This window comes from Pseudomonas sp. Mb7 (genome assembly GCF_054790525.1).
Genome location: NZ_CP186501.1, coordinates 237,896 through 263,170, shown reverse-complemented (window position 1 = coordinate 263,170; position 25,275 = coordinate 237,896). Strand labels below are relative to the sequence as shown.

General features: G+C 58.4%; 28 protein-coding genes. 13 read left to right on the top strand and 15 right to left on the bottom strand.

Annotation, left to right across the window (positions count from 1 at the left end; genetic code table 11):
• Window positions 1-154 precede the first annotated feature (154 nt).
• The 3 genes from ACOYXH_RS01150 to ACOYXH_RS01140 form a co-directional block, all read right to left on the bottom strand.
• A complete protein-coding gene (locus tag ACOYXH_RS01150) occupies window positions 155-2,707 on the bottom strand; it encodes a LuxR C-terminal-related transcriptional regulator (protein WP_095125411.1) in 2,553 nt (850 codons plus the stop codon).
• Between the two features lie 139 nt (window positions 2,708-2,846).
• Window positions 2,847-4,214, bottom strand: a complete 1,368-nt coding sequence (locus ACOYXH_RS01145) for a DUF1329 domain-containing protein (RefSeq protein WP_095125410.1) — start codon at window positions 4,212-4,214, stop codon at window positions 2,847-2,849.
• A gap of 23 nt (window positions 4,215-4,237) precedes the next feature.
• On the bottom strand, window positions 4,238-6,031 hold the full coding sequence (locus tag ACOYXH_RS01140) for a DUF1302 domain-containing protein (RefSeq protein ID WP_095049782.1): 1,794 nt from the start codon (window positions 6,029-6,031) through the stop codon (window positions 4,238-4,240).
• A gap of 669 nt (window positions 6,032-6,700) precedes the next feature.
• Here ACOYXH_RS01140 and ACOYXH_RS01135 point away from each other — a divergent pair.
• Window positions 6,701-7,324: a hypothetical protein gene (locus tag ACOYXH_RS01135; protein ID WP_258709263.1), complete on the top strand. Its 624-nt coding sequence runs from the start codon at window positions 6,701-6,703 to the stop codon at window positions 7,322-7,324.
• Window positions 7,325-7,372: 48 nt separating this feature from the next.
• On the opposite strand, the gene ACOYXH_RS01130 is transcribed toward ACOYXH_RS01135, so the two are convergent.
• The 5 genes from ACOYXH_RS01130 to ACOYXH_RS01110 form a co-directional block, all read right to left on the bottom strand.
• Window positions 7,373-8,284, bottom strand: a complete 912-nt coding sequence (locus ACOYXH_RS01130) for an SDR family oxidoreductase (protein WP_095049781.1) — start codon at window positions 8,282-8,284, stop codon at window positions 7,373-7,375.
• Between the two features lie 209 nt (window positions 8,285-8,493).
• Window positions 8,494-9,396: an alpha/beta fold hydrolase gene (locus ACOYXH_RS01125; RefSeq protein ID WP_095125408.1), complete on the bottom strand. Its 903-nt coding sequence runs from the start codon at window positions 9,394-9,396 to the stop codon at window positions 8,494-8,496.
• Window positions 9,396-10,178 (bottom strand): class II aldolase/adducin family protein, encoded by a 783-nt coding sequence (locus tag ACOYXH_RS01120; protein ID WP_093436071.1) that lies wholly within the window; start codon window positions 10,176-10,178, stop codon window positions 9,396-9,398. Before ACOYXH_RS01120 ends, ACOYXH_RS01125 begins: the two co-directional genes overlap by 1 nt.
• Before the next feature lie 131 nt (window positions 10,179-10,309).
• Window positions 10,310-10,996 carry an LrgB family protein gene (locus tag ACOYXH_RS01115; RefSeq protein ID WP_095125407.1) on the bottom strand — a complete coding sequence of 229 codons (687 nt, stop codon included), beginning with the start codon at window positions 10,994-10,996 and terminating at the stop codon, window positions 10,310-10,312.
• Window positions 10,986-11,372: a CidA/LrgA family protein gene (locus ACOYXH_RS01110; protein WP_460410198.1), complete on the bottom strand. Its 387-nt coding sequence runs from the start codon at window positions 11,370-11,372 to the stop codon at window positions 10,986-10,988. The genes ACOYXH_RS01115 and ACOYXH_RS01110 overlap by 11 nt, the downstream gene beginning before the upstream one ends.
• 95 nt (window positions 11,373-11,467) lie before the next feature.
• Between ACOYXH_RS01110 and ACOYXH_RS01105 the strand changes: the two genes are divergently transcribed.
• The gene (locus ACOYXH_RS01105) at window positions 11,468-12,355 is read left to right on the top strand and encodes a LysR family transcriptional regulator (protein WP_095125406.1); all 888 of its coding nucleotides are present in this window, start codon (window positions 11,468-11,470) and stop codon (window positions 12,353-12,355) included.
• Here ACOYXH_RS01105 and ACOYXH_RS01100 read toward each other — a convergent pair.
• Window positions 12,345-12,800 carry a flavodoxin gene (locus ACOYXH_RS01100; protein ID WP_095049775.1) on the bottom strand — a complete coding sequence of 152 codons (456 nt, stop codon included), beginning with the start codon at window positions 12,798-12,800 and terminating at the stop codon, window positions 12,345-12,347. The genes ACOYXH_RS01105 and ACOYXH_RS01100 overlap by 11 nt on opposite strands.
• A 154-nt stretch (window positions 12,801-12,954) precedes the next feature.
• On the opposite strand from ACOYXH_RS01100, the gene ACOYXH_RS01095 reads away from it, so the two are divergent.
• Window positions 12,955-13,431, top strand: coding sequence for a PAS domain-containing protein (locus tag ACOYXH_RS01095; RefSeq protein WP_095049774.1), 477 nt, complete (start codon window positions 12,955-12,957; stop codon window positions 13,429-13,431).
• A 54-nt stretch (window positions 13,432-13,485) separates the two neighbouring features.
• The gene (locus ACOYXH_RS01090; protein ID WP_016987019.1) at window positions 13,486-14,091 is read left to right on the top strand and encodes a hypothetical protein; all 606 of its coding nucleotides are present in this window, start codon (window positions 13,486-13,488) and stop codon (window positions 14,089-14,091) included.
• A 3-nt stretch (window positions 14,092-14,094) separates the two neighbouring features.
• Here the strand turns inward: ACOYXH_RS01090 and ACOYXH_RS01085 are convergent, their stop codons facing one another.
• Window positions 14,095-15,054 carry a MerR family transcriptional regulator gene (locus ACOYXH_RS01085; protein WP_258709260.1) on the bottom strand — a complete coding sequence of 320 codons (960 nt, stop codon included), beginning with the start codon at window positions 15,052-15,054 and terminating at the stop codon, window positions 14,095-14,097.
• Window positions 15,055-15,266: 212 nt separating this feature from the next.
• Here ACOYXH_RS01085 and ACOYXH_RS01080 point away from each other — a divergent pair, with 212 nt between their 5' ends.
• The 6 genes from ACOYXH_RS01080 (at window position 15,267) to ACOYXH_RS01055 (ending at window position 18,354) form a co-directional block, all read left to right on the top strand.
• The gene (locus ACOYXH_RS01080; protein WP_258709259.1) at window positions 15,267-15,833 is read left to right on the top strand and encodes an antibiotic biosynthesis monooxygenase; all 567 of its coding nucleotides are present in this window, start codon (window positions 15,267-15,269) and stop codon (window positions 15,831-15,833) included.
• Between the two features lie 133 nt (window positions 15,834-15,966).
• On the top strand, window positions 15,967-16,677 hold the full coding sequence (gene folM / locus ACOYXH_RS01075) for a dihydromonapterin reductase (RefSeq protein WP_258709258.1): 711 nt from the start codon (window positions 15,967-15,969) through the stop codon (window positions 16,675-16,677).
• Between the two features lie 20 nt (window positions 16,678-16,697).
• Window positions 16,698-17,258, top strand: a complete 561-nt coding sequence (folE, locus tag ACOYXH_RS01070; protein WP_218251773.1) for a GTP cyclohydrolase I FolE — start codon at window positions 16,698-16,700, stop codon at window positions 17,256-17,258.
• Window positions 17,259-17,630: a dihydroneopterin triphosphate 2'-epimerase gene (folX, locus tag ACOYXH_RS01065; RefSeq protein WP_007914273.1), complete on the top strand. Its 372-nt coding sequence runs from the start codon at window positions 17,259-17,261 to the stop codon at window positions 17,628-17,630.
• A gap of 96 nt (window positions 17,631-17,726) precedes the next feature.
• Window positions 17,727-18,023 (top strand): DUF1244 domain-containing protein, encoded by a 297-nt coding sequence (locus tag ACOYXH_RS01060; RefSeq protein ID WP_093436032.1) that lies wholly within the window; start codon window positions 17,727-17,729, stop codon window positions 18,021-18,023.
• Entirely contained in the window at window positions 18,016-18,354 is a 339-nt protein-coding gene (locus tag ACOYXH_RS01055; RefSeq protein WP_047299789.1) for a HopJ type III effector protein, read from the top strand. The genes ACOYXH_RS01060 and ACOYXH_RS01055 overlap by 8 nt, the downstream gene beginning before the upstream one ends.
• 171 nt (window positions 18,355-18,525) lie before the next feature.
• Here ACOYXH_RS01055 and trxB read toward each other — a convergent pair whose 3' ends face one another.
• On the bottom strand, window positions 18,526-19,488 hold the full coding sequence (gene trxB / locus ACOYXH_RS01050) for a thioredoxin-disulfide reductase (protein ID WP_007912350.1): 963 nt from the start codon (window positions 19,486-19,488) through the stop codon (window positions 18,526-18,528).
• Between the two features lie 311 nt (window positions 19,489-19,799).
• Between trxB and cysZ the strand changes: the two genes are divergently transcribed.
• Window positions 19,800-20,555 (top strand): sulfate transporter CysZ, encoded by a 756-nt coding sequence (cysZ, locus tag ACOYXH_RS01045; RefSeq protein ID WP_095125404.1) that lies wholly within the window; start codon window positions 19,800-19,802, stop codon window positions 20,553-20,555.
• 27 nt (window positions 20,556-20,582) lie between these two features.
• Here the strand turns inward: cysZ and ACOYXH_RS01040 are convergent, their stop codons facing one another.
• A complete protein-coding gene (locus ACOYXH_RS01040; protein ID WP_258709257.1) occupies window positions 20,583-21,158 on the bottom strand; it encodes a hypothetical protein in 576 nt (191 codons plus the stop codon).
• A gap of 116 nt (window positions 21,159-21,274) precedes the next feature.
• On the opposite strand from ACOYXH_RS01040, the gene ACOYXH_RS01035 reads away from it, so the two are divergent.
• The gene (locus ACOYXH_RS01035; protein WP_095049767.1) at window positions 21,275-22,474 is read left to right on the top strand and encodes a glycosyltransferase family 4 protein; all 1,200 of its coding nucleotides are present in this window, start codon (window positions 21,275-21,277) and stop codon (window positions 22,472-22,474) included.
• Window positions 22,475-22,582: 108 nt separating this feature from the next.
• Here ACOYXH_RS01035 and ACOYXH_RS01030 read toward each other — a convergent pair whose 3' ends face one another.
• The 3 genes from ACOYXH_RS01030 to ACOYXH_RS01020 form a co-directional block, all read right to left on the bottom strand.
• Window positions 22,583-23,686 carry an NADH:flavin oxidoreductase gene (locus ACOYXH_RS01030; RefSeq protein WP_095049766.1) on the bottom strand — a complete coding sequence of 368 codons (1,104 nt, stop codon included), beginning with the start codon at window positions 23,684-23,686 and terminating at the stop codon, window positions 22,583-22,585.
• 194 nt (window positions 23,687-23,880) lie between these two features.
• Window positions 23,881-24,363: a glutathione peroxidase gene (locus ACOYXH_RS01025; RefSeq protein WP_095049765.1), complete on the bottom strand. Its 483-nt coding sequence runs from the start codon at window positions 24,361-24,363 to the stop codon at window positions 23,881-23,883.
• 123 nt (window positions 24,364-24,486) lie between these two features.
• Window positions 24,487-24,972, bottom strand: a complete 486-nt coding sequence (locus tag ACOYXH_RS01020; protein WP_008085027.1) for an FKBP-type peptidyl-prolyl cis-trans isomerase — start codon at window positions 24,970-24,972, stop codon at window positions 24,487-24,489.
• Here ACOYXH_RS01020 and ACOYXH_RS01015 point away from each other — a divergent pair.
• Window positions 24,941-25,267, top strand: coding sequence for a DUF3565 domain-containing protein (locus ACOYXH_RS01015; protein ID WP_093436299.1), 327 nt, complete (start codon window positions 24,941-24,943; stop codon window positions 25,265-25,267). The two genes, ACOYXH_RS01020 and ACOYXH_RS01015, sit on opposite strands and share 32 nt — an antisense overlap.
• Window positions 25,268-25,275 lie beyond the last annotated feature (8 nt).

The following is a 25,275-nucleotide window of genomic DNA, read 5'->3' as shown; positions in this document are numbered from 1 at the left end:
ATAATGACAAGTGACCAATTACAACTTGCCTCGCCAAATCAAGCTAATTCAGATCCAGAACAAAAAGATACCCATCGCACTGTTTCCAACAGTGTTTAATTACAACACCAACAACCCCCTAAGTTACAACTAAAAACATCTAACAACCTCACACCTACATCAAACCCAATGTTCTGGCCCTGGCCACTGCATGCGTTCTACGCATCACCCCCAATTTTATATAGATCCTTCGGACATGAGTTTTAACGGTATGCAATGAAAGGAAAAGTTTTTCTGCGATTTGTTGATTGGAATCACCTGCCGCAATCAATACCAAGACTTGTAACTCTCGCTGACTCAGTGAACTTTCAGCTTCAGATTCGGCTACAACTTGCTGCTTTTCCTCCAGCACAATTGTCGGATCAAATATTTTCGGCGAACGCAGGGTGGCCTGGCGTATCAGCAATTGTGACCCCGAGCGCCGGACAATCTTCAACGCGCACTCCACATGCTCAACCACCCGTAACGACTCGCTGTGCAGCAATGCCACTTCGGCTAGGGCAAAATGCAACTCCGCCTCAAGCGTCTGCGCCCCGCACTTGCGGGCTTTATCCAGCAACACCTGAAGTTGCTCCGAGAGATCACTACCGCGTTGCAAAGATGCCGTGGCCAATATCAGCAAATACTGAATACGCGCAATCAGTTGAACCGTCGCCGGAGGTGCCTGCAACGCGTTCGGCGGTTGATAGTGGCGCAGCACCCGGCTCAACGCCTCATGTGCCAACTGCGCCCGCCCCTGCTGCAGCCAGATCTGGCTACTGACCTGTAACAACACACCACGGTAAACCGTGTCTGGAATCCTGCGTTGCTGCATCAACCGCTCGGCCTCGTGCAAGCGCTCGAATGCTTGCGTGTATTCACAGTGGTTGGCCGCTATCTGCGCCAGCCCCAGATAGCCGAACAACACCCGTTTATCGTGACTGCGCAGACAATCCTCCAGGCCACGTTTGAACAGAACGGCGGCTTGTTCCTCCAGCCCCATGACCAACGCCAATCGACCACGACGCAGGGCGATACGACCGAGCAGCGGCGATGGCCGCTCAGCGCGCTGGCCAAGTAACTGCTCAATGCTCAGTAGCAGGTTGTCAGCGCGGGCTGGAGCACCACGCTGCTCAAGCAACTGCGCATGATCAAGTTCCAGCAAGCCTTCAAACAGCAAGGAGCCTTGTGCCCGCGCCAGACACAACGCTTCGCGACTGATGGCGTGCGCTTGTTCGAGTTCATCACAGAGCAAGGCTTGTTGAGTCAGCCCTGACAGGCACAGCAACCTTGTGGCCCAGGCATCGCCATCGAGCGCTTCCAGAGCTTGCTGAAAGAGTTCGCGCGCAGGCGTCATGCGCCCCTGCAAATGCATCAGCCAGCCTTGTTGCGCTTGCCAGCGTGCAATCAGTTGTCGTTCCAGTGCCGCCGAAGGTTGCGGCATGAACCTCGCCAGGTGCGCGATGCACTGCGTGGCCTGTTCAAAACGGCCGGCAAACAAAAGAGCTGCGGTAATCAGCCCAACCAACTGCGGTGATCCCAAGGTCACTCCTTCGCCCTGAGATTCATGCAGGCGCAACAACAGCACCACCGTTTGCTCTTCAAAAAGATGCTCGAAGTTGAAGTGCTGCAACAGACTCACTGCCGTTTCGAATTCCTCGGCAAGCAACGCCTGCTCGAAAGCCGAGCGCCAGTCCCCGGCAGCGGCGAACCATTGGCATGCCCGACGATGCCATGAGCGGGCCGCAGGCCAGCGCTCATCGCGCATCACTTGAGCCAAAGGTGCAAAGATCTGCAACCACTGGGACGAGTCATTCCATGGTTCGATGAAGCAACCCAGCGTTTGCAGGGTGCGCAGGTAGTCCGCGCCTTCTCCGGCACCGAACAGGTGCTCACACAACTCAGCATTGAAACGCGGCAGATTCGCCAGTACCCGCCAGACCTCGGCCAACTCCGGCGTCAGGCCGCTGAACAGTTCGTGCTGCAAATAATCCAGCAGTGTTTCCACCCTTTGCTGCGGCTGAAGGGTTTGCGACCAGTCGCATTTTTGCAGCAGCGCCATGCGCACCCCGGCGCACCAGCCACCGGTTCGATGAACAATCCGCGCGGCCACACTGGCAGCCTGCTCCGCGGACAGGTGTTTTAACGCCTGAGCGATTTCTTCCGGGGTCAGCGCCAGCGTCGCGCTTTCGCATTCAAACAATTCGTCGTCCAGCAGCAACCGTGGCCAATTGCACTGGGGGCGTCGACGCGCGCCGATCCACCAGATCAATGCCGGGCTGCTGAGCGCCAGCAAGCGGTCCAACAATGCATCGAGAGCCGGATCGGGGAGCCGACAATAGTCGTCGATAAACAGCCAGGTGGGCGCTGACCAGCGTGCCAGTGCCGCCGCCAATTGCGCCTCATCCATTGCTGCCAGCCCCAATGCCAGGCTCAGCCGCCGACAGAACTCCTCCGTACTCAACGACACGCCCATCAGTGGCAGCCAGTGCACCGCACAGTGTGCCGGTGCCTGTGACAAGCATTCGGAGAGCAACGCGCTTTTGCCACTGCCGGGCGGCGCGCAGATCAGCCTGATCCGCGCCACAGTCGTCAGTAGCGGCTCACTCAGTCGAGGGCGAAGTTGATGATGGGAAGAAAGTCTGGGCAAGAATCCGGGGCGATCCAGACAGGCAGTCATGGCGGTCATCGGGTGAGCCTTTTTATCGTTGTGCCCTCACCCTAGCCCTCTCCCCTGCACTTGTTGACGAGTATTCAGCGCGCTGATTGGTGTCCATAAAAAAGGCGACCGAGCGGTCGCCTTTTGCCTCGCTTGTGTATCACAACCGTTACCGCACGCCCTCTGCGCGCAAGGCCGCTGGCGTGTAGTCGGCAGCCTTGGCTTCGAAGCCGAACTCGAAACTGTGCTTCTCTTCGTTCTTCATTCCCAGGGCAATGTAGCGACCGGCAATGATGTCGTAGAGCGCTTCGAGGGTGTAGGCCTGCGCCTGGTGATCGTAGTAGTACTGAGCGTGACCTTCGGCGACACGCCACAGTTGCCCGCGACCGTCGTAGTGGTCTGCCAGCGCCACTTGCCAGCTGTCTTCATCGATGTACATGTGACGCTTGGCGTAGATGTGCCGCTCGCTCGGTTTGACCGTGCCGATCACTTCCCAGACGCGGTGCAGTTCGTAACGGGTCAGGTCCTGATTGATATGCCCGGCCTTGACGATGTCGTCGTACTTGAGCTTCGGCGAATCGAGTTTGTAGCTGTTGTACGGGATGTACATTTCCTTTTTGCCGACCAGTTTCCAGTCGTAGCGATCCGGAGCGCCGGAGAACATGTCGAAGTTGTCCGACGTGCGCAGGCCATCGGCGGCGGTGCCCGGGCCGTCATAGGCCACTTGCGGCGCCCGACGCACGCGGCGCTGGCCGGCATTGTAGATCCACGCCAGACGCGGTTCCTTCACCTGATCGAGGGTTTCGTGAACCAGCAGCACGTTACCGGCCAGACGTGCCGGCGCCGTTACCGACTGCTTGAAGAAGGTCAGCACGTTGGCGGCTTTTTCCGGGTCGAGATCCTTCATCAGTTGTGGCACGGCGATCTCCTCTTCGAAGCGGATCGGCGTGTAGCTGCCGTTGGTCTGCGGGGTCACCTGGGTGATGATGCGCCGCAGGTTACCGCCGTGATATCGGGTGATGTGGTTCCACAACACCTCCACGCCAGTCTTCGGAATCGGGAAGGCGTAGTAGCGGTTACCAGTGAAATTGGCCAGGCCATTACCATCGTTAATGCTGGTGACATTGAGCGCGCTGCGTTTGGCCGACTCATAGATTTCCGCTGGCACGGCGACCGTGCGGTGGGTCGGATAGACAGGGATCTTGTAGGTTTCCGGGTAGCGTTTGAACATCGCCACCTGCCCGTCCGAGAGCTTGTCCTTGTACTTGTCGACGTTGGAAGCAGTAATGGTGAACAGCGGTTTTTCATTGGCAAACGGGTCGGCGAGGAAGCCTTTGCTGTCCACCGCCCCGGCGTTTTTCGGGATGCCGCCGGTCCATGCGGGTATCGAACCGTCAGCATTGCCGGCCTTCTCGGCGCCGAGCGGCGTCAGACTGGTGCCGAGTTTGTTGGCCTCCTCCGGCGACACCGCAGCCATCACGTTGGCCGCCAGCAGACTCAGGGCCAGCACACCACATTGCAGAATCATTTTGCGCATTGCATTCATCCTTCTCGGGCAGATCAGAAGTTCACGCCGAAGCTCAGGGCGACGAAGTCACGGTCTTCGAGGACGTTGTAGTCGCCACCGAAAAAGTCGGTGTAACTGAGGCTTGCGGTGTAGGTGTTGCGGTAGTCGGCATCGACGCCGACGCTGATCGCTTTCGCACCTTCGTTGAACAGGCCGTTGGGGCCATAACCGGCGACGTCATGCGACCACGACAGGTTGGGTTTGAAGTTGACCCCGCCGATCACGTTGGCGTAATCGAGGATCGCCCGGGCACGGTAGCCCCATGAGGTCGAGGTGACGAAACCGTCGGTATCACCACCGAAACCGTATTGGCCATACACCGAATCGCGGCCATAACGCAGCTCGCTGCGCGACTCCAGGCCACCGACATGCACCACCGCAGCTTCGCCGACCACGGTCAGGCGTTCCGCGCCTAACACCTGATCGAAAAAGTGCGTGAGGGTGCTCTGGATTTGCGTGACTTCTTTGCGCCGATAGCCTTTGTTGTCGGCTCCCGCAGTGGTGGCGATCGGCGAAGCAGCGCCACCGGCAATCGGGTTGAGCAGCGCCAGCGTCAGGTCGTTGGTGTTGACCTGCACCGGTGCATTCGGGCGGTAGCTGATCTCGCCGGTCCATGCAGTGCCGGTGGGCAACGTGGTGGAAAAACTCGCGCCGTAGAGGCGAATGTCTTCCGGGTATTCGAGGTAGTAGCCACCGCGCCCGAGCATCACGCTCTGCGCCAGGCCGGAACCGCTGCCGGGTGCCAGGCCATTGGCGATCCCGACCATGCCCGGCAATGCCGCCAACGTCGAAAGACCGGCCGTGGTTGTGCCTACCGCCGGCGTACGGCTGTGGTAGTTCATGAAGTACAGGCCATATTCGGTGTCATCACCGAGCCAGCGCAACGCCGTCCCCCATTGCCCGGAATCCCGCGCATCACGGTCGCCGCCACGGGGAATCACCACCCCCTCACGGGTGACCTGAATACCTTGGCCAAAGGCCTGGGTCAGCGGCACAAACGGCGCGATCGCCGGGTTGCCAACGGTGTAGCCGTTGTTGCAACCGTCCGCCGCCACATCGACCCCGAAGAAAGTGCCGCAGTTGTCGAGAACGGTCTGGTCCCATTCCAGTTGATAGAAACCTTCAACGGTCAGTTGATCGGTCAGGCCTTGGGAGCCAAACAGCATGTTGACCGGAATCAGACCTTCCTTGATCTCGGCACCGGGACGACGAAACGCTGAAACGTCGATCGGGTTGATGCTGTTGATCGAGTTACCGATAAACGTACTTTCGCCCCAACTCACCACCTGCTTGCCCGCGCGCACGGTGCCTGGCAGATCGGCAATGGAATAGTTGTGATAGACGAACGCATCAAGAATCTGCGCGCCGGAGGACTTCGCACCTTCCTTGCGTCCGCTGTCGCTGATCGGCTTGAACTCGCGGTCTTCGTCCTTCAGCTCGAAGTCATACCAGTACTTGCCACGCACGAACACACCGGTGTCGCCGTACTTGAGTTCAAGATCGTGAATACCTTTGAAGATCTTCGAGAAGGTCTCACCCTTCTTGAAATTCAAACGCCCGTCATCACCGGTCGAGGATTGCCCGGTCCCGCCATTGACCGTGCCGACCAGCGACTTGTCGGCATCGCGCATGCCCCAGCTCGCACCGATCGACAGCGACGAGTCGAAGGTGCCCTCGATCTCGCCAATGTTGAACGCAACCGCGTGCGCCTGGGCGCAGCAACCCAAAGCCACCGCGGCGGCCAGCGCCTGCGGTGTGAAGATGGCGCGCATTGTTGTTTTTGTCATGCGTCTTCCCCGGTGAGTGACAGAAGGCCCCACCCTACTGCCGGGCAACCGCGTCGATAAGCGCACCAAGGAGGTATTCGTGTTGTCGCTCGAAAGGATGAATGGCCTTGAACGACGGGGCTTTGCGCCGTTCATGGATCGGCTGGATGGAAGATCATCAGTGCCGCGCATGGTGCACATCAGCACATGGGACTGTTACGCGCCCCGCAACAGTGCATGTCCGGAATCGGTATTTTTCCTACGTGTTCAACACCTTATTCTGAACGCGCTTTCACGGGACACGCCGCAAAGCACGAAGCACTGGCCTTTGAGCGACTCAGGCCATTGCTGACAGATTTCAGATGAATCGAAGACTTCGGTTTATCGCCCCGGTGTTCACTGACGTTGATTTGTAGCTCCTTGATCCAACGTCTTACCTTGGCCGCTGCGTTTGCAGCGGCCTTTTTTATGGGCGCCGTTTTACTCACCTCACCTGCATCAGCGGGAAGATCCCCCCATTGCTGTAGGAAATATCCTTTTGGTCTTTTAATGCCAAGCTATCAAACCGCTTTCCACATTATTCATACAACCAGGCAGGTCATTACTGACGATTGATGCAGATATTTCCGTTCGAAAGCTGATGTAGGTTAATTGCTCCGCAAACCGAAAAATTCGCAGTGAGTAAAACGAATGTTGGAGCAAAGTTTTGTTGAGGGCGCCGAAATAAAAATTGAAGGAAAAGGGTCTACAGCCAACCTCATCATGATCAAGCGTCTTGACGCCATACTGGAGCGCAAGCTCGAGATGACCGATACCGATCGACGGTTCTATGCCTATTCACTTCGAATGATGGAGCGATTCAGAGCGATGGGATTCGCCGACGACTACATTCCCAAAAGTAATCCGTCCCTTTGGAATAACCTCCATACCGCCACACTTGAAGACTTCAAACTGAGCGACGATGAGTCATTACGCTATACGGAAGAGGCCATCGACGCGGCGAAAAAACAAGAATTGGAAGCATTTGAATGCGTCAGCAGATCCAAGAGTTCGACTGCCAAACTCGAACAAGCTGTCAGGCAAGAAAATCTCAGAGATTTGTTATCAGTTTTGGCTATCGGTTTGGCATTTCCCTCCATCGACACACTGTTCGGACGTTATCGTTTTGAAGTTATCGCGCGCGGTGAATTGTGGAGAACATACGAGGAATTATTTCGTGAGGGTGTACTGGCTGAGGGTAATGCGGCTGTTGCCATTCCGGGTCCAAACTGGGAAATCCCGGAATTCATGATTGATAAGCGGTACGAGGAGTAATAGAAGGAGCCTCGCCGCATCCAGAACGCAGCGAGGCTCAAACGTTTCTTAAAGCGAATACTTCTGCAAATTCGCCATCATTTCCTTCAACGCCTCAATATTGTCCTTCGGATGCGCCGCCCCTTCGAAATCACAAATCTGCTGCCAGTGCGCCGCGACATCTTCCGGCGAGAAGCCTACGTGCGGATCAAAGCCGGCACCGAGGCTGCGCTCCCAACGCACCTTGCCCATCCAGCCGCCACCGACTTCGAACAGCCCTGACGTTTCCTGGCATTGTTCACTAGCCAGATATACCACCAGCGGGCTGACCAGTTCTGGCTTCAATTGCTCGAATACTTGCGGCGGGATCAAGCCTTCGGTCATGCGGGTGCCGCCGGTAGGCGCGATGGCGTTGACGAGGATGTTGTTCTTGCGACCTTCGATGGCCAGGGTGCGGGTCAAACCGTAAAGACCCAGTTTGGCCATGCCATAGTTGGACTGGCCGAAGTTGCCGTAGATGCCTGAGGTCGAGGCGGTGAAGATTACCCGGCCGTAGTTTTGCTCGCGCAGGTGTGGCCACGCGGCGCGGGTGACTTTGTAGGCGCCTTCGACGTGGACGCGGTAAACCAGATCCCAGTCGGCGTCGTCCATTTTGTGGAAGGTCTTGTCGCGCAGGATCCCGGCGTTGTTCACCACGACGTCGACGCGACCGAAGACATCAAGGGCGTTTTGCACCAGTTTGTCGCCGTCGGTGACTGAGTCGTGGTTGGCTTCGGCAATGCCGCCGGCCTCGCGGATTTCGGCGACGACGCGGTCGGCAGCGGACGCATTGGCGCCCTCGCCCTGGGTCGAGCCGCCGAGGTCGTTGACCAACACTTTGGCGCCCTGTTTGGCGAACAGCAATGCGTGGGCGCGTCCGAGGCCACCACCGGCTCCGGTGACGATGACGACTTTTTCTTCGAAACGCACAGACTCATTCATCGCAGCAACTCCAGCAGGCCAGTAATGACCCCGAGTGTCAGGCACGCGGCTTTTGGTCACAACGAACACGGCTGAGGCTGAATGGTGTGCGATAAGGTTGGGGGATGATGAAGGCGTCAAAAGATCAAAAGATCAAAAGATCGCAGCCTGCGGCAGCGCCTACATTGAATTTGTGTAGGCGCTGCCGCAGGCTGCGATCTTTTGATCTTTCAGGAGCAGGCGACTTTGCGCGGTGGCAGCACAAAACGATCGCGAAACTCCAGATAATGCTTGAGCACCTGCACCGGCGCCTCGGTCTGTGGATAGTGGCCGATGCCCGGCAGCAACACCGTGTCGGCGTCAGGGATCAATTCACGGTAACGCTCGACCATGTGCGCCCCGGAAATCGGATCGACTTCGCCATCGATCACCCGTAACGGGATTTCGCCGCGCTGCATCGCCGTCACCCAGCGATCACGCTGCACACGGCGTTCGGGAATGTAGCTGATCAACTTGTGCATGATCCGTGGCCCGCGATTGCTGTCGACCAGGCTCCAGAAATCGTCCAGCTCGCTTTCGCTCGGCCGGGTTTGCGGGCCGAAGATCTGCCGGAAGCTTTTCACCAGAGCATCGCGAGTGAACGCACGACCGATCATCCAGCCCAACGGGCTGAGCAGCAGTTTCTGCATCAGCACCGGGCGATGGGTTTCCGGAAACAACCCGCCGTTGAGGAACACGCAACTGGCGATCTCGATCTTGTCTTCGTAGTGCCTGGCGAGCAGTTCCTGGGCAACGCTGTCGCCGTAGTCGTGAGCAAGCAAGTGAACCGGTTGCCCGACCTGCAGATGCGCGAGCAATGCCTGCTGCAGGTCAGCCTGCTCCAAAAGGCTGTAGGTGTGATTGAGCGGTTTGGCCGAATCACCAAAGCCCAGCATGTCGCAGGCAATCACTCGATATCGCTGGGCCAGCGGCTGCCACAGATAATGCCAATCCCAACTGGCGGTCGGGAAACCGTGGATTAGCAACAGCGGCTCACCCTGCCCCGCCGTCCAATAGCGGATCGGCTGGCCACGAAAAACAAACGTCTGGCTGCGTTTACGCCAGACACACAGAGGAATCTCGGCAAGAGGCATTAGAGTTTATATCCGGGGTCTTGTTTATCGAGTTTGCGCAGCAACGCTGGCCAGGCCAGCGCGCCACCCATGCCTTGAGCACTTTTGGTGACACCGGCGATCATCGCTTTGGCGCCTGCCAGGATTTGCGGTTCGATGGCGATGAGTTCAGCGCCACCGGTTTGCGCCATGACCTGAATGTCGCAGGCGCGCTGGAAGGTGAACATCATCAGAAAAGTGTCGGCGATGGTGCCGCCACAGGTCAGCAGACCGTGGTTGTGCAGCATCAGGAAATTGTTCTCGCCAAGATCGGCTTGCAGGCGCGCCTTCTCTTCGTGGTTCAGCGCCACGCCTTCGTAGCCGTGATAGGCCAGGCTCGAAAGCACGAACAGCGACTGCTGGCTGATCGGCAACACGCCCTGCTTTTGCGCCGACACCGCGACACCGGAAGCGGTGTGGGTATGCAGCACGCAAACCACATCGTGCCGCACTTCGTGCACGGCGCTGTGGATGGTGTAGCCGGCGGGGTTGATTTCGTAAGGGCTGTCCATGAGTTTGTTGCCGGCCTGATCGACTTTCACCAGGCTCGACGCGGTGATCTCATGAAACATCAGACCAAACGGGTTGATCAGGAAATCTTCGGTGCCCGGCACCTTGGCGGAAATATGGGTGAAGATCAGATCGTCCCAGCCATGCAGCGCGACCAGACGATAACAAGCGGCGAGATCGACACGGGTCTGCCACTCTGCGGCACTGACCTGGTCTTTGACATTAAGGGACGATTGGACGGGGGCTACGCTCACTGTATGCACCTCTGCGTTCTTATTGTTCTGCACGTACGAGCAGTCTAGTCAGGCGCAGAGCATTGCGTAGTTGCATTGCCAGCCAGCTTGATGACTGAGCGGGTCAGCCAGGCAAACTCCTTGGATCCATGTCAAAGCCACGACGCCAACAAAGGCGCGGCAAACAGATTGAGCAACCCTGTCAAAACCATCACCAGCCCGGCGACAGAGCCTTCTTCGCCGCCCACTTCATGGGCCCGACTGACACCGGCACCATGCGCGCCAACCCCGAACAACGCGCCGCGCGCCAAGGCACTGCGCAACGGCAACCACTTCAACAACACGCCGCCGAGCATCGCCCCGAACACACCGGTGAACATCACGAATACCGCGGTCAACTCCGGCACGCCGCCGAGGTCCTGCGCCAGCGGCATGGCGAACGGTGTGGTGATCGAACGCGGCACCAGTGACAGCGTCACCGAGCTGTCGAGCGCCAGCGCCCTGGCCAGCCAGAATGAAGTGCCGATCGACGCCGCACTGCCGGCAACCATGCCCAACAGCAGCGCCGACCAATGCCGCATCAGCAAGCGCCGCTGCTGCCAGATCGGCACAGCAAACGCGACAGTGACCGGGCCGAGCACCCGCATCAGCCAATGGGTGTTGCTGGAATATTCGGCATAAGCGGTGTGCAACGGCACAGCGAGCGCCAACAGCAACGCCGGCACCAGGATCAGCGGCGACAACACGTAGTGCCCAGTGCGCCGATAAATCCAGCGGCTGAACAGGTACGCCAACAGGGTGAAGGCCAGCCAGAACATCGGCATCCATTCAAGCTTCATGGGAACGCCTCATGCGCACGGCAAGTTCTACGGTGAAAGCCGTCACCAGCATGACCATCAATGTACTGGCGGCGATCACCAACAGGATTCGCCAGCCGTCATTGCGCAACAGTGCGCCATAGTCGAGCAGGCTCATCAGCGCCGGAATGAAGAACAACAACATCTCGGCCATCAGCAACCCTGCGCCCAATTGCAGGGCCGCGGGTTTTATCCAGCCAAAGGCGAAGGCCAGCAGCAACAGCGTCATACCGATCACACCACCAGGAATCGGCCACGCCAGCCAGACCGCGAGTTGGCAGCCGAGCAAGTAGAGGCCGAGCAATACAGCGAGTTCAGCGAGAAGACGAGACAGATGTTTGAGCGGGACGGCGTTCATGATTTTGCTCCAGACAGGCGCTTATTTTACGAGGCGCCCTGCCATCCCCGAAGCGAATTGTTAGACTCAATACCATTCCAAAATGGAATCGGACAATGGAATTCAAACAACTGCGCAGCTTTGTCGAAGTCATGCATCAAGGCGGTTTTACCCAAGCCGCAAAAACCCTGCACATCAGCCAGTCAGCGGTGAGCAAACAGATCGCGCAACTGGAACAAAGTCTCGGCACGCCTTTGCTGGAGCGGCTGGGTTCGCAATTGCGCCTGACGGCCGCTGGCAGCGTGGTGCTGCAACGGGCCGAAGGCATGCTGCGCTTGCGCAACGAACTGCTCGCGGAGCTGGATGACCTGAGTCATTTGGCACGCGGAGAGTTGCGCCTCGGCCTGCCATTACTCGGCAGCGACGCGCTATTCGCCGAACTGTTTGCCGAATACCGGCGGCGCTATCCGAATATCAGCATCCAGTTGCTCGAGGGCGGTAGCCGCAACATCGAGCAGGCTGTGCTGAGCGGTGAACTGGAGTTGGGCGGCAGTCTGTTGCCAAAGGATCCGCAATTCGACTGTCAGCCGTTTTGCGATGAGCAACTCGACGCCCTGCTGCCGGTGGATCATCCACTGGCCGAGCGGGGTGAGATCGGTCTGGAGGAATTGGCCGAGACGCCCTTTCTGCTCTATCAGCGCAGCTTCGTGCTCAACGACCGCTTGCTGCAGGCGTGCCAGCAACTGGGCTTTACGCCGAAGGAAGGCGGGCGCAGCGGTCAGGCGGATTTTCTTGCGGCGCTGGTGGCCGCCGGGCAAGGCGTGGTGCTGCTGCCCAGCGTGGTTGCACGCGGTCTGGTGCGGCCAGGCGTGGTGCGCCTGACCTTACGCGCGCCGGATTATCTGCGTTGGGATATCGCGTTTATCTGGCGGCGCGGCGCGTATCTGTCAAAAGCGGCGCAGGCATGGCTGGCGCTGTTGCGCGAGCGTGGAATCAGCCCTTGAGCGTGTCGATCAACTGCGCCAGCCAAGGCTCGGCGTCGGTTTCCGGGGTGACGCTTTCGCTGGCGTCGATGCGCAGCATCTCTTGCACTTCGCGCACACCCAGCTCGCCGAACAGTTCACGCATTTGCTCGCCACCGCCGCAGAAAGTGTCGCCGTAACTGGCGTCGCCCAAGGCAATCACTGCGCCCGGCAAACCGAGCAGTGCGGCGGGCAACTGGTCGCGAATCGCTGAGTACAGCGGTTGCAGGTTGTCGGGCAATTCGCCCATGCCGGTGGTCGAGGTCACCGCAAGCAATGCTTCAGGGCCGAACGCCTGGATGTCGGCCAGGCTGGCGCGCGAGTTGTGGAAGGTTTCAAAGCCAGCGGCTTTCAACAGGTTCTCGGCGTGACGGGCGACTTCTTCGGCGGTGCCGTAGACCGAACCGGAGAGGATGGCGACTTTCATCAATCTGATCCTGAAACTGAAAAAAAAGAGCCGCGATAGTAACAGTCTCAAGCGCAAAGCTGCGACTGGATCTCAATTGGCGGTAATGGCCAGTAGACAGGCCGTGCGGTTCTTCTAGAATGCCTGCCACTGACAACTCTGAAAGGATTCAAAGATGATCAACGCCAGTCTGCTGCAAATGGTGATCAATGCGTCGAATGACGGGATAGTGGTCGCGGAGAAAGAAGGTGAACAGAACGATATCCTGATCTATGTGAACCCGGCCTTTGAACGACTGACCGGCTACACCAGTGAGGAAATCCTCTATCAGGACTGCCGCTTTCTGCAGTCTGGAGACCGCGATCAGGACAGCCTGAAACTGATTCGCGAGACGCTGGATAACGGCGGCTCGTGCCGGGAAATCCTGCGTAACTATCGCAAGGACGGTACGCCGTTCTGGAATGAACTGTCGATTTCGACGGTGAAAAACGTCGAAGACGGGCAGACATATTTCGTTGGCGTGCAGAAGGACGTCACCGTTCAGGTCAAGGCACAACAGCGCGTGATTCAACTGGAAGCTGAGGTCGTTGCCCTCAAAGCAGAACTGGCTGCATTGAAAGCGACAAACGGTCAAAACAAAATCGCGAACTAAGTGTCATTAACTACAATCACCAATGACTTTGTATCTATATCTTTCGAGTTAGCCATGCAGCGCGACGCCCTCCTCACTCAGGATGAGCTGGATTTCATCCAGACCATGCAGCACAACCCGCAACTGAACGTGCGGGATGCGACGTCGAGTCTGCTGGTTAACGGCGGTTCGCAGATCCGTGATTTGCTCACGCGTCTGGCCGCTCACGAGCAAGTGACCATTCAGGCCAACTTCGAAAATCAGCAGATGACCTTCCCGTTGCATCTGGTCGAAGACGAGTTTCACGCGTTGCACCTGCGTCTTGGCGTACCGAGTATTTACGAAGACGGCCCGATGGTGCGGCCATGGCGTTTGACTCTCGAAGAGCCGGTAGCTCTGGAAAACGCCAAAGGTCAGCCGGGTACCTTATGGGTCCACGAGGTTTCGCACAAAGGTGTGCTGCTGGAAGTGCGCAACAAGACCAAACCGCCCAAGCATTTCGCCCTGTGGTTCAGCCCTTCGGGTTACGAGCGGATTTCATTGCGCGGCAATTTCGAACGGGAAACCGAGAGCGGCTTCTACGCCTACGAACTGAGCCAGACCGACACCGATGAAACCGAACGTCTACGCCAGTTCATCCTGCAGCAACATCGCCTGACGCATCCCGCCCTTCACACCTGAGTTTCAGGTATCCAGATTGCCGGCCAGAAACTGCAGCATGCGCTGACGCATGTTCGCGCCTTCATTGCCCAGACAGGCAACAGAGGATCCGGCCAGGCTGTCCTGCGCCAGATCCGAAGCGTCGCCCGCCAGCATCAACTGACAATCGAGACTCAATGCCAACCGGTTCAAACGCCGAGGCAATTCGGCGCTGGGCGCGTGATTGGAAAACAGCACGAGTGCATCAGGTTTGATCTTTTCGCACACCAACGTCAGCTCATCGAATGGCTGGCCTGTGGTCAGCACCCGAACACCGGAATTGCTGTCGCTGAGAAACAGCGCCGCCACCAACAACTCCAGCTCTCGACATTGCCCGGCCAGCGCGCTGACGATCACTCGGCGCGGTTGCGTACCACGCAGCATGACGATCCGCTGCAATACCCGCGCCCGCAGGAATCCATCGAAGAACAGCCACTCGCTGGTTTGCCCGAAAGCCTCCTGGCGCTGCAACAATTGCAGCCACAAAGGCATGAGGATGTCCTGAAATACCACCGGCAATGAGTATGAAGAGAAAATCTGCCCATAGACGCGGTCCAGTTGCTGGTCGTCGAACGCACTGACCGCCTGCTGAATCTCTTCCTGCCACTGCAGGTAATCAGCCTGCACCAGATCATCGGGGATGATGTGCGCCAGCACTTTCATCGGTTCGGTCTTGGCGAGGATCTTGCCGACTTTGCTCACGGCGACACCGCGATCAATCCAGTCGACGATGCTGCGCACGCGCTCGATATCGGTCATCGAATAGAGCCGATGCCCACTTTCGGTGCGTGTCGGCTGAATCAAACCATAGCGGCGCTCCCAGGCGCGCAAGGTCACCGGGTTTACACCGGTGAGGCGCGCAACCTCGCGGATCGGGAACAGATCGGCGCGCTCAAGCGCGACAGATGCCTCCAAAGCAGGGCTTGCGTCGGTGATCACAGGCATATGGCGCTCAACTTCCATGTCGGTTCAATTGGATCCCATTCTAACGCTTATGCCCCGATCGGTTTCAAGTGATGAAATGCGACGAAAGTCGCTGGTTTAATCGTGAAAAACCGGAATAATCCTTGCTTGTTGAAAACGCAGGCCTCTACCCCGGCCCTGCGTCAGGCGAAACTCCTACCCGGAGCGACGCGATAGAAATACGGAGATACATAATGTCTACTTCCCCCGTCACGCTGATGGTAGCGCGTCGCGTCGCCGATGGTCGCTATCAGGATCTGATCGCCTGGCTGCGCGAAGGCGAACAACTGGCCACAGATTTCCCCGGTTACCTGGGTTCTGGCGTGCTTGCACCGCCACCCGGCGATAACGAATTCCAGATCATTTTCCGCTTTGTCGATGAGCAGACGTTGCATGCGTGGGAGCATTCGGTTTCACGCACCGCGTGGTTGAGCCGTGGCAGTGATCTGTTCGCCCATCCGAAAGAGCATCGGGTCAGTGGCATCGAAGGCTGGTTCGGCGCGGCCGGTCAGCGTCCACCGCGCTGGAAGCAGGCTGTCGCGATCTGGCTGGCGTTTTTTCCGGTGTCACTGTTGTTCAACTTTATCCTCGGCCCGTTGCTCGCTGACATGAGTTTGTTGCCGCGCGTATTGATCAGCACGGCGTGCCTGACGCCGCTGATGGTTTACTTCTTTATTCCGCTGTCGACGCGCTTGCTGGCGAACTGGCTGAACAGCACCCCGGTGCGCCTGCCTGTTTCGGCGACACCTCAGAAACATTAAAGATCGCAGCCTCGTTGCAATCGACAGCTCCTACAGGACTGAACACAGACCAAGGTAGGAGCTGCCGCAGGCTGCAATCTTTTCAGGCTCGTCGCTGTTATAGTTTTTGCTCCCACCGCGATGCGAGCCGTTCATGCCTGATTCCTCAGCCCCGATCCTCATCACCGGTGCCGGCCAGCGTGTCGGCCTGCATTGCGCGCAGCGGTTACTCGAAGAAGGCTATCGCGTCATCTTCACCTACCGTAGCGAACGCCCCGGCGTGCAGACACTGCGCGATCTGGGCGCCATCGGCCTGTTCGCCGACTTCTCCAGCGAAGCCGGGATTCTCGCCTTCATCGAAACATTGAAAACCCACACCGAGAGCTTGCGCGCCATCGTGCACAATGCTTCCGAGTGGCTGGCCGAAACCCCGGACAGCGAGGCCGAAGCCTTCACGCGCATGTTCAATCTGCACATGCTCGCGCCGTACCTGATCAACCTGCACTGTGGCGAATTACTGCAACGCTCGACGCCCGCCGACATCATCCATATCAGCGACGATGTCACCCGCAAAGGCAGCAGCAAGCACATCGGTTATTGCGCCACCAAGGCCGGGCTCGACAGCCTGACCCTGTCCTTCGCCGCCCGCTATGCGCCGACCATCAAGGTCAACGGCATCGCCCCGGCCCTGCTATTGTTCAACCCCGACGACGACGCGGCGTACCGCGCCAAGGCACTGGCCAAGTCCGCGCTGGGCATCGAACCCGGCAGCGAAGTGATCTACCAGAGCCTGCGCTATCTGCTCGACAATCCCTATGTCACCGGTACGACCCTGACCGTCAACGGCGGACGGCACGTCAAGTAAGCCGACTCGCGAGGATGTCCATGACCCGCTCACTGCCCGAGAATTACCGCGAAATCCTCATTGACCTGGGTGAAGATCCCGACCGCGAAGGACTGCAAGACACCCCGGTGCGCGCGGCCAAGGCCATGCAATACCTGTGTCATGGTTACGAACAGAGCGTCGATGAGATCGTCAACGGCGCGCTGTTTGCCTCGAACAGTGACGAGATGATCATCGTCGCCGACATCGAGTTGTATTCTTTGTGCGAACATCACCTGCTGCCCTTCATCGGCAAGGCCCATGTGGCTTATATTCCGACGGGCAAGGTGCTGGGTCTGTCGAAAATCGCGCGATTGGTGGACATGTTCGCCCGGCGCCTGCAGATTCAGGAAAACCTCACCCGACAAATCGCCGACGCAGTGCAACAGGTCACCGATGCCGCCGGCGTCGCGGTCGTCATTGAGGCCAGACACATGTGCATGATGATGCGCGGTGTCGAGAAACAGAATTCGACCATGAACACCTCGGTCATGCTCGGCGCGTTCCGCGAGTCGAGCAACACCCGCCAGGAGTTCCTGCAATTGATTGGACGGAGCAAGTAAATGCCACAACTTCAGCCGGGAATGGCGCGCATCCGGGTCAAGGATCTGCGCTTGCGCACCTTTATCGGGATCAACGAGGACGAAATCCTCAACAAGCAGGATGTGCTGATCAACCTGACCATTCTGTACGCCGCGCAGGAGGCGGTGCGTGACAATGATATCGACCACGCGCTGAATTACCGCACGATCACCAAAGCGATCATCGCCCACGTCGAGGGCAACCGCTTTGCGCTGCTCGAACGCCTGACGCAGGAGTTGCTCGATCTGGTGATGAGCAACGGTTCAGTGCTGTATGCCGAAGTCGAAGTCGACAAGCCGCACGCGCTGCGTTTTGCCGAGTCGGTGTCAATCACGCTTGCAGCGAGCCGCTAGCTTCAAGCTTCAAGCGGCAAGCTGTAAACTTCGTATCACCGCCACCCATTTTGCAGCTTGAAGCTCGTCGCTTGAAGCTGTCTCGCAGAGACTCCCATGAACGAGCAACAACGCCTCGAACTCGAAGCTGCCGCCTTCCGCCGCCTGGTCGCCCACCTGGACAGCCGCAAGGACGTGCAGAACATCGACCTGATGAACCTTGCCGGGTTCTGCCGCAACTGCCTGTCGAAGTGGTACAAGGCCGAAGCCGACGAGCGCCAGATCGAGATCAGCCTCGACGACGCCCGCGAAGTGGTTTACGGCATGCCGTACGCCGAGTGGAAAGCCCAATTTCAGCAAGAAGCCAACGCCGAGCAACAAGCCGCGTTCGCCAAAGGAAAAACCCATGAGTGATCTGAACACCCTGCGCGCCAGCCTCAAGAGCGGCGAACACGCTTTCGCCGACACGCTGGCCTTCATCGCCGCCGGTTACGACTATCAGCCGCAGGCGTTCAACAACGGTGGCGTGGAAAACGCCGCCGGGCAGAACGAAGGTTCTTGCAAGACCCTGGGTCTGGCGCTGCTGGAAGGCCTGAGCGATGAAGAAGCGCTGTTGGCGTTCGGCGAGCATTACCGCTCGGTAGTGGCGACACCTGAGGGCAGTGATCACGGCAATATCCGTGCGTTGATCCAGCATGGTCTGGCCGGCGTCAAATTCACCGCTCAACCCCTGACCCGCCGCTGATACAGATCCAACACTATCTGATCGTTCCCACACTCCGCGTGGGAATGCTTCATCGGACGCTCTGCGTCCATTGGGACGCGGAGCGTCCCCGGCTGCGTTCCCACGCAGAGCGTGGGAACGATCGGGCACAAAAAAACCGGCCAATCTGGCCGGTTTTTTTATGTCTGCGATTTAGAACGAAGCGTTCTGCAGACCGTCCAGGTAACGCTCGGTGTCCAGTGCCGCCATGCAGCCGGCGCCGGCCGAGGTGATCGCCTGACGGTAAACGTGGTCAGCCACGTCACCGGCAGCGAAGATGCCTTCGACGCTGGTCGCCGTAGCATTGCCTTCACGGCCGCCGTGCACCACCAGATAACCGTCTTTGAGGGTCAACTGGCCTTCGAACAGCGAGGTGTTCGGGGTGTGACCAATGGCGATGAACACGCCGTCGACGGTGATTTCGTCGAAGCTGCCATCGTTGTTCTTCAGGCGCGCACCGGTCACGCCCATGTTGTCGCCCAACACTTCGTCGAGGTTGGCGTTCAACTTGAGGATGATCTTGCCTTCAGCGACGCGAGCGTTGAGCTTGTCGATCAGGATCTTCTCGGCGCGGAAGGTTTCGCGACGGTGGATCAGGGTCACGGTGCTGGCGATGTTGGCCAGGTACAGTGCTTCTTCAACAGCGGTGTTGCCGCCGCCGACCACTGCAACAGGCTTGTTGCGGTAGAAGAAACCGTCGCAGGTTGCGCAGGCGGAAACGCCTTTGCCCATGAACGCTTCTTCCGATGGCAGGCCCAGGTAACGCGCGCTGGCACCGGTGGCGATGATCAGGGCGTCGCAAGTGTAGGTCGCGCTGTCGCCGGTCAGGGTGTACGGCTTGGCAGCGAAGTCCACGGCGTTGATGTGATCGAAAACGATCTCGGTTTCAAAACGCTCGGCGTGCTCGCGCATCCGCTCCATCAGGGCTGGACCCGTCAGGCCGTGAACGTCGCCCGGCCAGTTGTCGACTTCAGTAGTGGTGGTCAGTTGACCGCCAGCCTGCATGCCGGTGATCAGCAGTGGCTTGAGGTTGGCACGGGCCGCGTATACCGCAGCGCTGTAACCGGCAGGGCCGGAACCGAGAATAATCACTCGCGAATGACGGACTTCAGACATGACCTGCTCCTGTTGACCGGGCCGAAAAACTGGCACGGATCGCCGGACTGCCGGCGGGAATAAAAAAGGACCGTGGAAAACCTTGGGGAAGGCTTGAGCTCGACAGTCCTGTAAAAAGTTGGGTGCAGCGTATCGAGGGGGGCAAGATTAAGGAAATACGGTTTAACAATCCAGCTCATAGGTGGTCTCTATGCCGACACACTGACGAGATGGACGTCTTTGTTACAGTGAATGTCGATCGCTCTACCGCGCTTTCGCCGTCGTTGCAAAGCCGGTAAGGTCGGCGCGTTTTCCCTTGCTCGGAGCACCTTATGCCCGCCCCTGTTCTGTCCGGCCCGCAATACCTGCGCGAAGGCCTCAAACTGGTTCTCAGCCCTGGCTTGCGCCTGTTCGTTTTGCTGCCGCTGGCGATCAACCTGGTGCTGTTCGTCGGATTGATTTATCTGGCCGGCCACCAGTTCAGCCTGTGGGTCGATACGCTGATGCCCTCGCTGCCCGAATGGCTGAGTTTCCTCAGCTACATCCTCTGGCCACTGTTTGTAGTGCTAGTGGCGCTGATGGTGTTCTTCACTTTCACCATGCTGGCCAACGTAATCGCCGCACCGTTCAACGGCTTCCTTGCCGAGAAAGTCGAAGTGGTGGTACGCGGCACTGATGACTTCCCGGCGTTCAGCTGGGGCGAACTGATCGCGATGGTCCCGCGCACCCTCGCCCGGGAAATGCGCAAACTCGGCTACTTCCTGCCACGGGCGATCGGACTGTTCATTCTCTCGTTCATCCCGGTGGTGAATATCATTGCTGCACCGCTGTGGCTGTTGTTCGGCGTGTGGATGATGGCGATCCAGTACATCGACTACCCGGCGGACAACCACAAACTCGGCTGGAACGAGATGCTCGCCTGGCTGCGGCAGAAGCGCTGGCAGAGCATGAGTTTCGGCGGGATCGTCTATCTGGTGCTGCTGATTCCGGTGGTCAACATCCTGATGATGCCGGCGGCTGTGGCCGGGGCGACGTTGTTCTGGGTGCGTGAGCGCGGTGGCGAGGTGCTGGCTCAGGAAAAGGCCTGAGCCAGACGCTGTTGTTTTGCCGCTGCCTCAGTGGAAAAAGCTCCACGTCCCGATCAGCACCAATGCCCACAGGCCGATGCCTGGAACGATGATCAAAAAATTCCAGGCATTCAGGCGGTTGTTGCCCAAGCCTTGCGGATCGTTGGCGGCCAGGTTGATCAGTTGCTGGCCTTCACTGGCGACATAAGCTCTGAGCGGCAGCAGTGCCATAGCAAACAAACTCAGGTACAACAAGCCTTCGAAATGGCTCGATAGTTTATCGAGCACCACTGCAAGCAACGTCAATACAACAAACACCGTTGCCCACTGCTCAAGATCCCAGCTGGATTTTCGGCCGCTGTCGTGAATCGTTTTGTCTGCATGACGATACAGCCTGTGCACGAAAAATATATAGAAGATACCGCGCGCCACAGGCCACAGCTCTTCCTGCGTCCGCTGCTTGTACAGGCTCCAGTTTTTGTACGACCAATAATAGAAATACAGGCCAAAACTGAGCACCGACAGCAGAATGAATTTCCATCTGGCAACCACGTAAAATCCCGCAGCCTGCACATCTTCGTTCCACAGATTCGCCTCAGGGGACGCGTAGACATTTTCCGCCATAGCCATTTCCTTGGTTCAAACGTTCAATCAAGGCTAACGACCGACTGGCGAAAATATTGAGCCCAGCGGGGCCAGTGACTGTCATCAATCCATCATCAACTCGACACAATGACGACATGGCCTCAGTCGACACTGGGGTCATGACGACAGCTCTACATATCACTCTGATCAGCGAAACCTTCCCACCGGAAATCAACGGGGTGGCCAATACCCTTGGCCGCTTGTGCGATGGACTGCGCGCGCGTGGGCATCAGGTTGAACTGGTGCGGCCGCGTCAGGCCGGTGATCCGCAGCGCAGTGAAGATGACGCGCTGCTACTGTGTCGGGGCTGGCCGTTGCCGGGATATCCGGGGCTGCAATGGGGTCAGTCGTCGATGCACAAACTGCTGCGGCGCTGGAAGCGCCAGCGTCCCGATGTGCTGTATATCGCCACGGAGGGACCGCTCGGGTTATCGGCCCTGCGTGCGGCGCGACGTCTGGGGATTTCGGTGGTCAGTGGGTTTCACACCAATTTTCAGCAATACACCAGCCAATACGGGCTCGGTCTGCTGACGCGGATGCTCACGCATTATCTGCGCTGGTTTCACAATCGCTCGGCCATGACGTTGGTGCCGAGCGTCAGCCAGCGCCTGGAACTGGAACGGCGGCATTTCGAGCGCTTGGCGCTGTTGTCGCGTGGTGTGGACAGCCAGTTGTTTCATCCGAGCAAACGGCTGAATGCCTTGCGTGAGCAATGGGGCCTGTCCGAGCAGGACATTGCGGTGATTCACGTAGGACGACTCGCGCCGGAGAAGAACCTTGGCCTGCTCAAACGCTGCTTCGAAAACCTGCGTGACACTTATCCACAGCGCAATCTGAAACTGATCGTGGTCGGTGACGGACCGCAACGGCTGGCGCTGGAAAAGGATTTGCCCGGGGCGGTTTTCTGCGGTGCGCAGCGCGGTGAAGCGTTGTCGGCGCACTATGCGTCTGGAGATTTGTTTCTATTTCCGAGTCTGACCGAAACCTTCGGCAATGTGGTGCTGGAGGCACTGGCCTCGGGACTGGGTGTGGTGGCTTACGATCAGGCTGCGGCGGCGCAGCATATTCGCCATGGCTACAACGGCGTGCTGGCGATGCCTGGTGATGAGCAAGCCTTTTGCGAGGCGGCGGCATGGTTGCTGGAAGAGGATGAGAGGTTGCGCTGCGTGCGCCTGAATGCGCGCCAGCATGCGAGTCGCCAGGGCTGGCCGGCGGTTATCGAGCAGTTTGAAAAGCATTTGCGCGGGGCTTGTGTGGGGGAGCAAGTGGTGCCGAATGCGCAGACATTGCCTTGAATCCAGGCGACTTGGAGACCGCTATCGCGAGCAAGCTCACTCCTACAGGGGAATGCATTCCAATTGTAGGAGTGAGCCTGCTCGCGATGGCGTCAGTACAGCCGCTGGTTAAACCAGCGTCATCAACGCCTCACGGCTGAACGGCAAAATATCCTGCTCACGCCCTTCGCGGACTTTCTGCGCCCAATCCGGATCGACCAGCAACGCACGCCCCACCGCCACCAGATCGAACTCCTCTTTATTCAGACGCTCCAGCAGATTCTCCAGACTGGCCGGTTGCGCGACCTTGTCGGTGTTGACCATGAATTGCAGGAACTCGCCATCAAGGCCAACACTGCCAACGGTGATGGTCGGCTTGCCGGTGAGTTTGCGGGTCCAGCCGGCCAGGTTCAGCTCGGAACCGTCAAATTCCGGCTCCCAGAAGCGGCGCGTCGAGCAGTGGAAAATATCCACGCCAGCGTCAGACAGCGGCTTGAGGAATTCACCCAGCGCTTCCGGGGTTTGCACCAGACGTGCGGTGTAATCCTGCTGTTTCCACTGCGAGAAACGGAAGATGATCGGGAAACCTTCGCCGACCGCTGCACGTATGGCTTGAATCAGTTCGATGGCGAAACGCGAACGGTTGGCAAGGCTGCCACCGTATTCGTCGGTGCGCTGGTTGCTGCCCTCCCAGAAAAACTGGTCGATCAGATAACCGTGGGCGCCGTGGATTTCCACGCCGTCCATGCCGATGCTTTGTGCATCTTTGGCCGCTTGGGCGAAGGCTGCGATCACATCTTGAATGTCTTGTTTAGTCATGCCGTGCACCACGACCTGACCGTCTTTGATTTTTTCCGACGGACCGTAACCCGGCACGCTAGCGTCCGGCTCGGTGCCGATTCGGCGCACGCTGCCCACGTGCCACAGTTGCGGAACAATCTTGCCGCCTTCGGCGTGAACCGCGTCGACGACTTTCTTCCAGCCGGCCAATGGCGCGTCGCCAAAGAACTGCGGTACGTTCGGATAACCGTTGGAGGCAATGTGGCCGACGGTAGTGCCTTCGGTGATGATCAGGCCAACGCCCGCGGCGGCGCGACGACGGTAGTACTCGATGACTTTCGAATTAGGCACGCCGCCCGGGGAAAAGGAGCGAGTCATCGGCGCCATGACCACGCGGGTTGGCAGTTCGAGGGCACCGAGTTGGAACGGTTTGAACAGGGCTTGAACGGGCATCGAAGGACTCCACAGAGAAGGTTTTATGACGGCGATAATATGGAGACGCGAACCCTTTGAACAGCACTATTGATTTGGGTGATTAAGGATTAAAAGACGCAAAGCAAAAGATCGCAGCCTCCGGCAGCTCCTACACGGGGTTTGAGGTCACCTGTAGGAGCTGCCGAAGGCTGCGATCTTTTGATCTTGCTGTTTCAGCTCAGCGCTTTTTCAATCGCATGCACAATGGTCGGATCATCCGGCGCCGTGCGCGGCGAGAACCGCGCCAGCACGCGGCCGTCCTTGCCGAGCAGAAACTTCTCGAAATTCCAGGTGATGTCCCCAGGAAACTCCGCGCCCTCGCCCGCCAGCAGACGGTAGAGCTGGTGACGATCATGACCGTTGACTTCAAGCTTGCTCGACAACGGAAACGTCACGCCATAGTTGAGGCTGCAGAAATCCTGAATTTCCTGTTCGGTACCTGGTTCCTGGCCGGCAAACTGGTTGCACGGCAGGCCCAGCACGCTGAAACCTTTGCCTTTGTATTGCTGATAGAGGTTTTCCAGCGCCGCGTACTGTGGAGTCAAGCCGCATTTGGAGGCGACGTTGACCACCAGCACGACTTGGCCCTTGAACGGCGCCAGCGGTAGCTCCTGACCATCCAGGGCTGTCAACTTAAGGTCGTGAAAAGCACTCATGACGAACTCCAAGATTCCCGTGTTCTACTCGAAACAGCCACTTGGCGAGGTCACCAAGGACAGCCGCGGACTAAAAAGGCGCCCGCAGGCGCCTCTCCAGTACTCGAAGCTTAGCGCAGAAAATCAGTGGTGATGGCCACCTTCGCCATGGACGTGGCCATGAGCGATTTCTTCCTGGCTGGCATCACGGATGTCAACGATCTTCACTTTGAAGTTCAGGCGCTGACCGGCCAGTGGGTGGTTGCCATCAACGGTCACGTCATCGCCGTCGAGGTCACGGATGGTGACGATTTGCATCTGGCCGTCCGGCGCCGAAGCGTGGAACTGCATGCCGACTTCCAGCTCGTCAACGCCTTCGAACATGCTGCGGCTCAGGGTGCTGACCAGCTCGGCGGCGTATTCGCCGTAAGCGTCTTCCGGCTCAACGGAAACTTCCAGCTCGTCACCAACAGCTTTGCCATCCAGAGCTTTTTCCAGGCCCGGGATGATGTTGCCTGCGCCTTGCAGGTAGACCAGCGGAGCGCCGCCGGCGGAGCTGTCGATGACCTCACCAGCGTCGTTGGTCAGGGTATAGTCGATGGAGACAGCCTTATTGGCGGCGATCAGCATGGGGCGAGACCTTTTGCATAAGAATATAGAAAGGCCAAGTTTAGCGAAGCAATCGCGCGAAAGCGAACACAACCCGGACAAACGGGTTTCGACGATCGCAGGCTTTCATCAGGACGAGGACGGTCACTGGGTCGTCGAGCTTTCCTGTGGCCACACCCAGCACCTGCGCCATCAGCCGCCCTGGCAATCGCGCGCCTGGGTGCTGGACCCGGCGCAACGTATTGAAAAAATAGGCCAACCCTTTGCCTGCGGTTGGTGCGCACAAGGCTCGGTTAGCGATAACCTTGGCGACTGAATTTCGGT

What these genes read in the sequence shown, in the direction of transcription:
- ACOYXH_RS01150 (WP_095125411.1), bottom strand. Translation starts at nt 2,707, where the DNA reads ATGACCGCCATGACTGCCTGTCTGGATCGCCCCGGATTCTTGCCCAGA.
- ACOYXH_RS01145 (WP_095125410.1), bottom strand. Translation starts at nt 4,214, where the DNA reads ATGCGCAAAATGATTCTGCAATGTGGTGTGCTGGCCCTGAGTCTGCTG.
- ACOYXH_RS01140 (WP_095049782.1), bottom strand. Translation starts at nt 6,031, where the DNA reads ATGACAAAAACAACAATGCGCGCCATCTTCACACCGCAGGCGCTGGCC.
- ACOYXH_RS01135 (WP_258709263.1), top strand. Translation starts at nt 6,701, where the DNA reads ATGTTGGAGCAAAGTTTTGTTGAGGGCGCCGAAATAAAAATTGAAGGA.
- ACOYXH_RS01130 (WP_095049781.1), bottom strand. Translation starts at nt 8,284, where the DNA reads ATGAATGAGTCTGTGCGTTTCGAAGAAAAAGTCGTCATCGTCACCGGA.
- ACOYXH_RS01125 (WP_095125408.1), bottom strand. Translation starts at nt 9,396, where the DNA reads ATGCCTCTTGCCGAGATTCCTCTGTGTGTCTGGCGTAAACGCAGCCAG.
- ACOYXH_RS01115 (WP_095125407.1), bottom strand. Translation starts at nt 10,996, where the DNA reads ATGAAGCTTGAATGGATGCCGATGTTCTGGCTGGCCTTCACCCTGTTG.
- ACOYXH_RS01110 (WP_460410198.1), bottom strand. Translation starts at nt 11,372, where the DNA reads ATGAACGCCGTCCCGCTCAAACATCTGTCTCGTCTTCTCGCTGAACTC.
- ACOYXH_RS01105 (WP_095125406.1), top strand. Translation starts at nt 11,468, where the DNA reads ATGGAATTCAAACAACTGCGCAGCTTTGTCGAAGTCATGCATCAAGGC.
- ACOYXH_RS01100 (WP_095049775.1), bottom strand. Translation starts at nt 12,800, where the DNA reads ATGAAAGTCGCCATCCTCTCCGGTTCGGTCTACGGCACCGCCGAAGAA.
- ACOYXH_RS01095 (WP_095049774.1), top strand. Translation starts at nt 12,955, where the DNA reads ATGATCAACGCCAGTCTGCTGCAAATGGTGATCAATGCGTCGAATGAC.
- ACOYXH_RS01090 (WP_016987019.1), top strand. Translation starts at nt 13,486, where the DNA reads ATGCAGCGCGACGCCCTCCTCACTCAGGATGAGCTGGATTTCATCCAG.
- ACOYXH_RS01085 (WP_258709260.1), bottom strand. Translation starts at nt 15,054, where the DNA reads ATGCCTGTGATCACCGACGCAAGCCCTGCTTTGGAGGCATCTGTCGCG.
- ACOYXH_RS01080 (WP_258709259.1), top strand. Translation starts at nt 15,267, where the DNA reads ATGTCTACTTCCCCCGTCACGCTGATGGTAGCGCGTCGCGTCGCCGAT.
- folM (WP_258709258.1), top strand. Translation starts at nt 15,967, where the DNA reads ATGCCTGATTCCTCAGCCCCGATCCTCATCACCGGTGCCGGCCAGCGT.
- folE (WP_218251773.1), top strand. Translation starts at nt 16,698, where the DNA reads ATGACCCGCTCACTGCCCGAGAATTACCGCGAAATCCTCATTGACCTG.
- folX (WP_007914273.1), top strand. Translation starts at nt 17,259, where the DNA reads ATGCCACAACTTCAGCCGGGAATGGCGCGCATCCGGGTCAAGGATCTG.
- ACOYXH_RS01060 (WP_093436032.1), top strand. Translation starts at nt 17,727, where the DNA reads ATGAACGAGCAACAACGCCTCGAACTCGAAGCTGCCGCCTTCCGCCGC.
- ACOYXH_RS01055 (WP_047299789.1), top strand. Translation starts at nt 18,016, where the DNA reads ATGAGTGATCTGAACACCCTGCGCGCCAGCCTCAAGAGCGGCGAACAC.
- trxB (WP_007912350.1), bottom strand. Translation starts at nt 19,488, where the DNA reads ATGTCTGAAGTCCGTCATTCGCGAGTGATTATTCTCGGTTCCGGCCCT.
- cysZ (WP_095125404.1), top strand. Translation starts at nt 19,800, where the DNA reads ATGCCCGCCCCTGTTCTGTCCGGCCCGCAATACCTGCGCGAAGGCCTC.
- ACOYXH_RS01040 (WP_258709257.1), bottom strand. Translation starts at nt 21,158, where the DNA reads ATGGCGGAAAATGTCTACGCGTCCCCTGAGGCGAATCTGTGGAACGAA.
- ACOYXH_RS01035 (WP_095049767.1), top strand. Translation starts at nt 21,275, where the DNA reads ATGGCCTCAGTCGACACTGGGGTCATGACGACAGCTCTACATATCACT.
- ACOYXH_RS01030 (WP_095049766.1), bottom strand. Translation starts at nt 23,686, where the DNA reads ATGCCCGTTCAAGCCCTGTTCAAACCGTTCCAACTCGGTGCCCTCGAA.
- ACOYXH_RS01025 (WP_095049765.1), bottom strand. Translation starts at nt 24,363, where the DNA reads ATGAGTGCTTTTCACGACCTTAAGTTGACAGCCCTGGATGGTCAGGAG.
- ACOYXH_RS01015 (WP_093436299.1), top strand. Translation starts at nt 24,941, where the DNA reads ATGGAGACAGCCTTATTGGCGGCGATCAGCATGGGGCGAGACCTTTTG.
- ACOYXH_RS01020 (WP_008085027.1), bottom strand. Translation starts at nt 24,972, where the DNA reads ATGCTGATCGCCGCCAATAAGGCTGTCTCCATCGACTATACCCTGACC.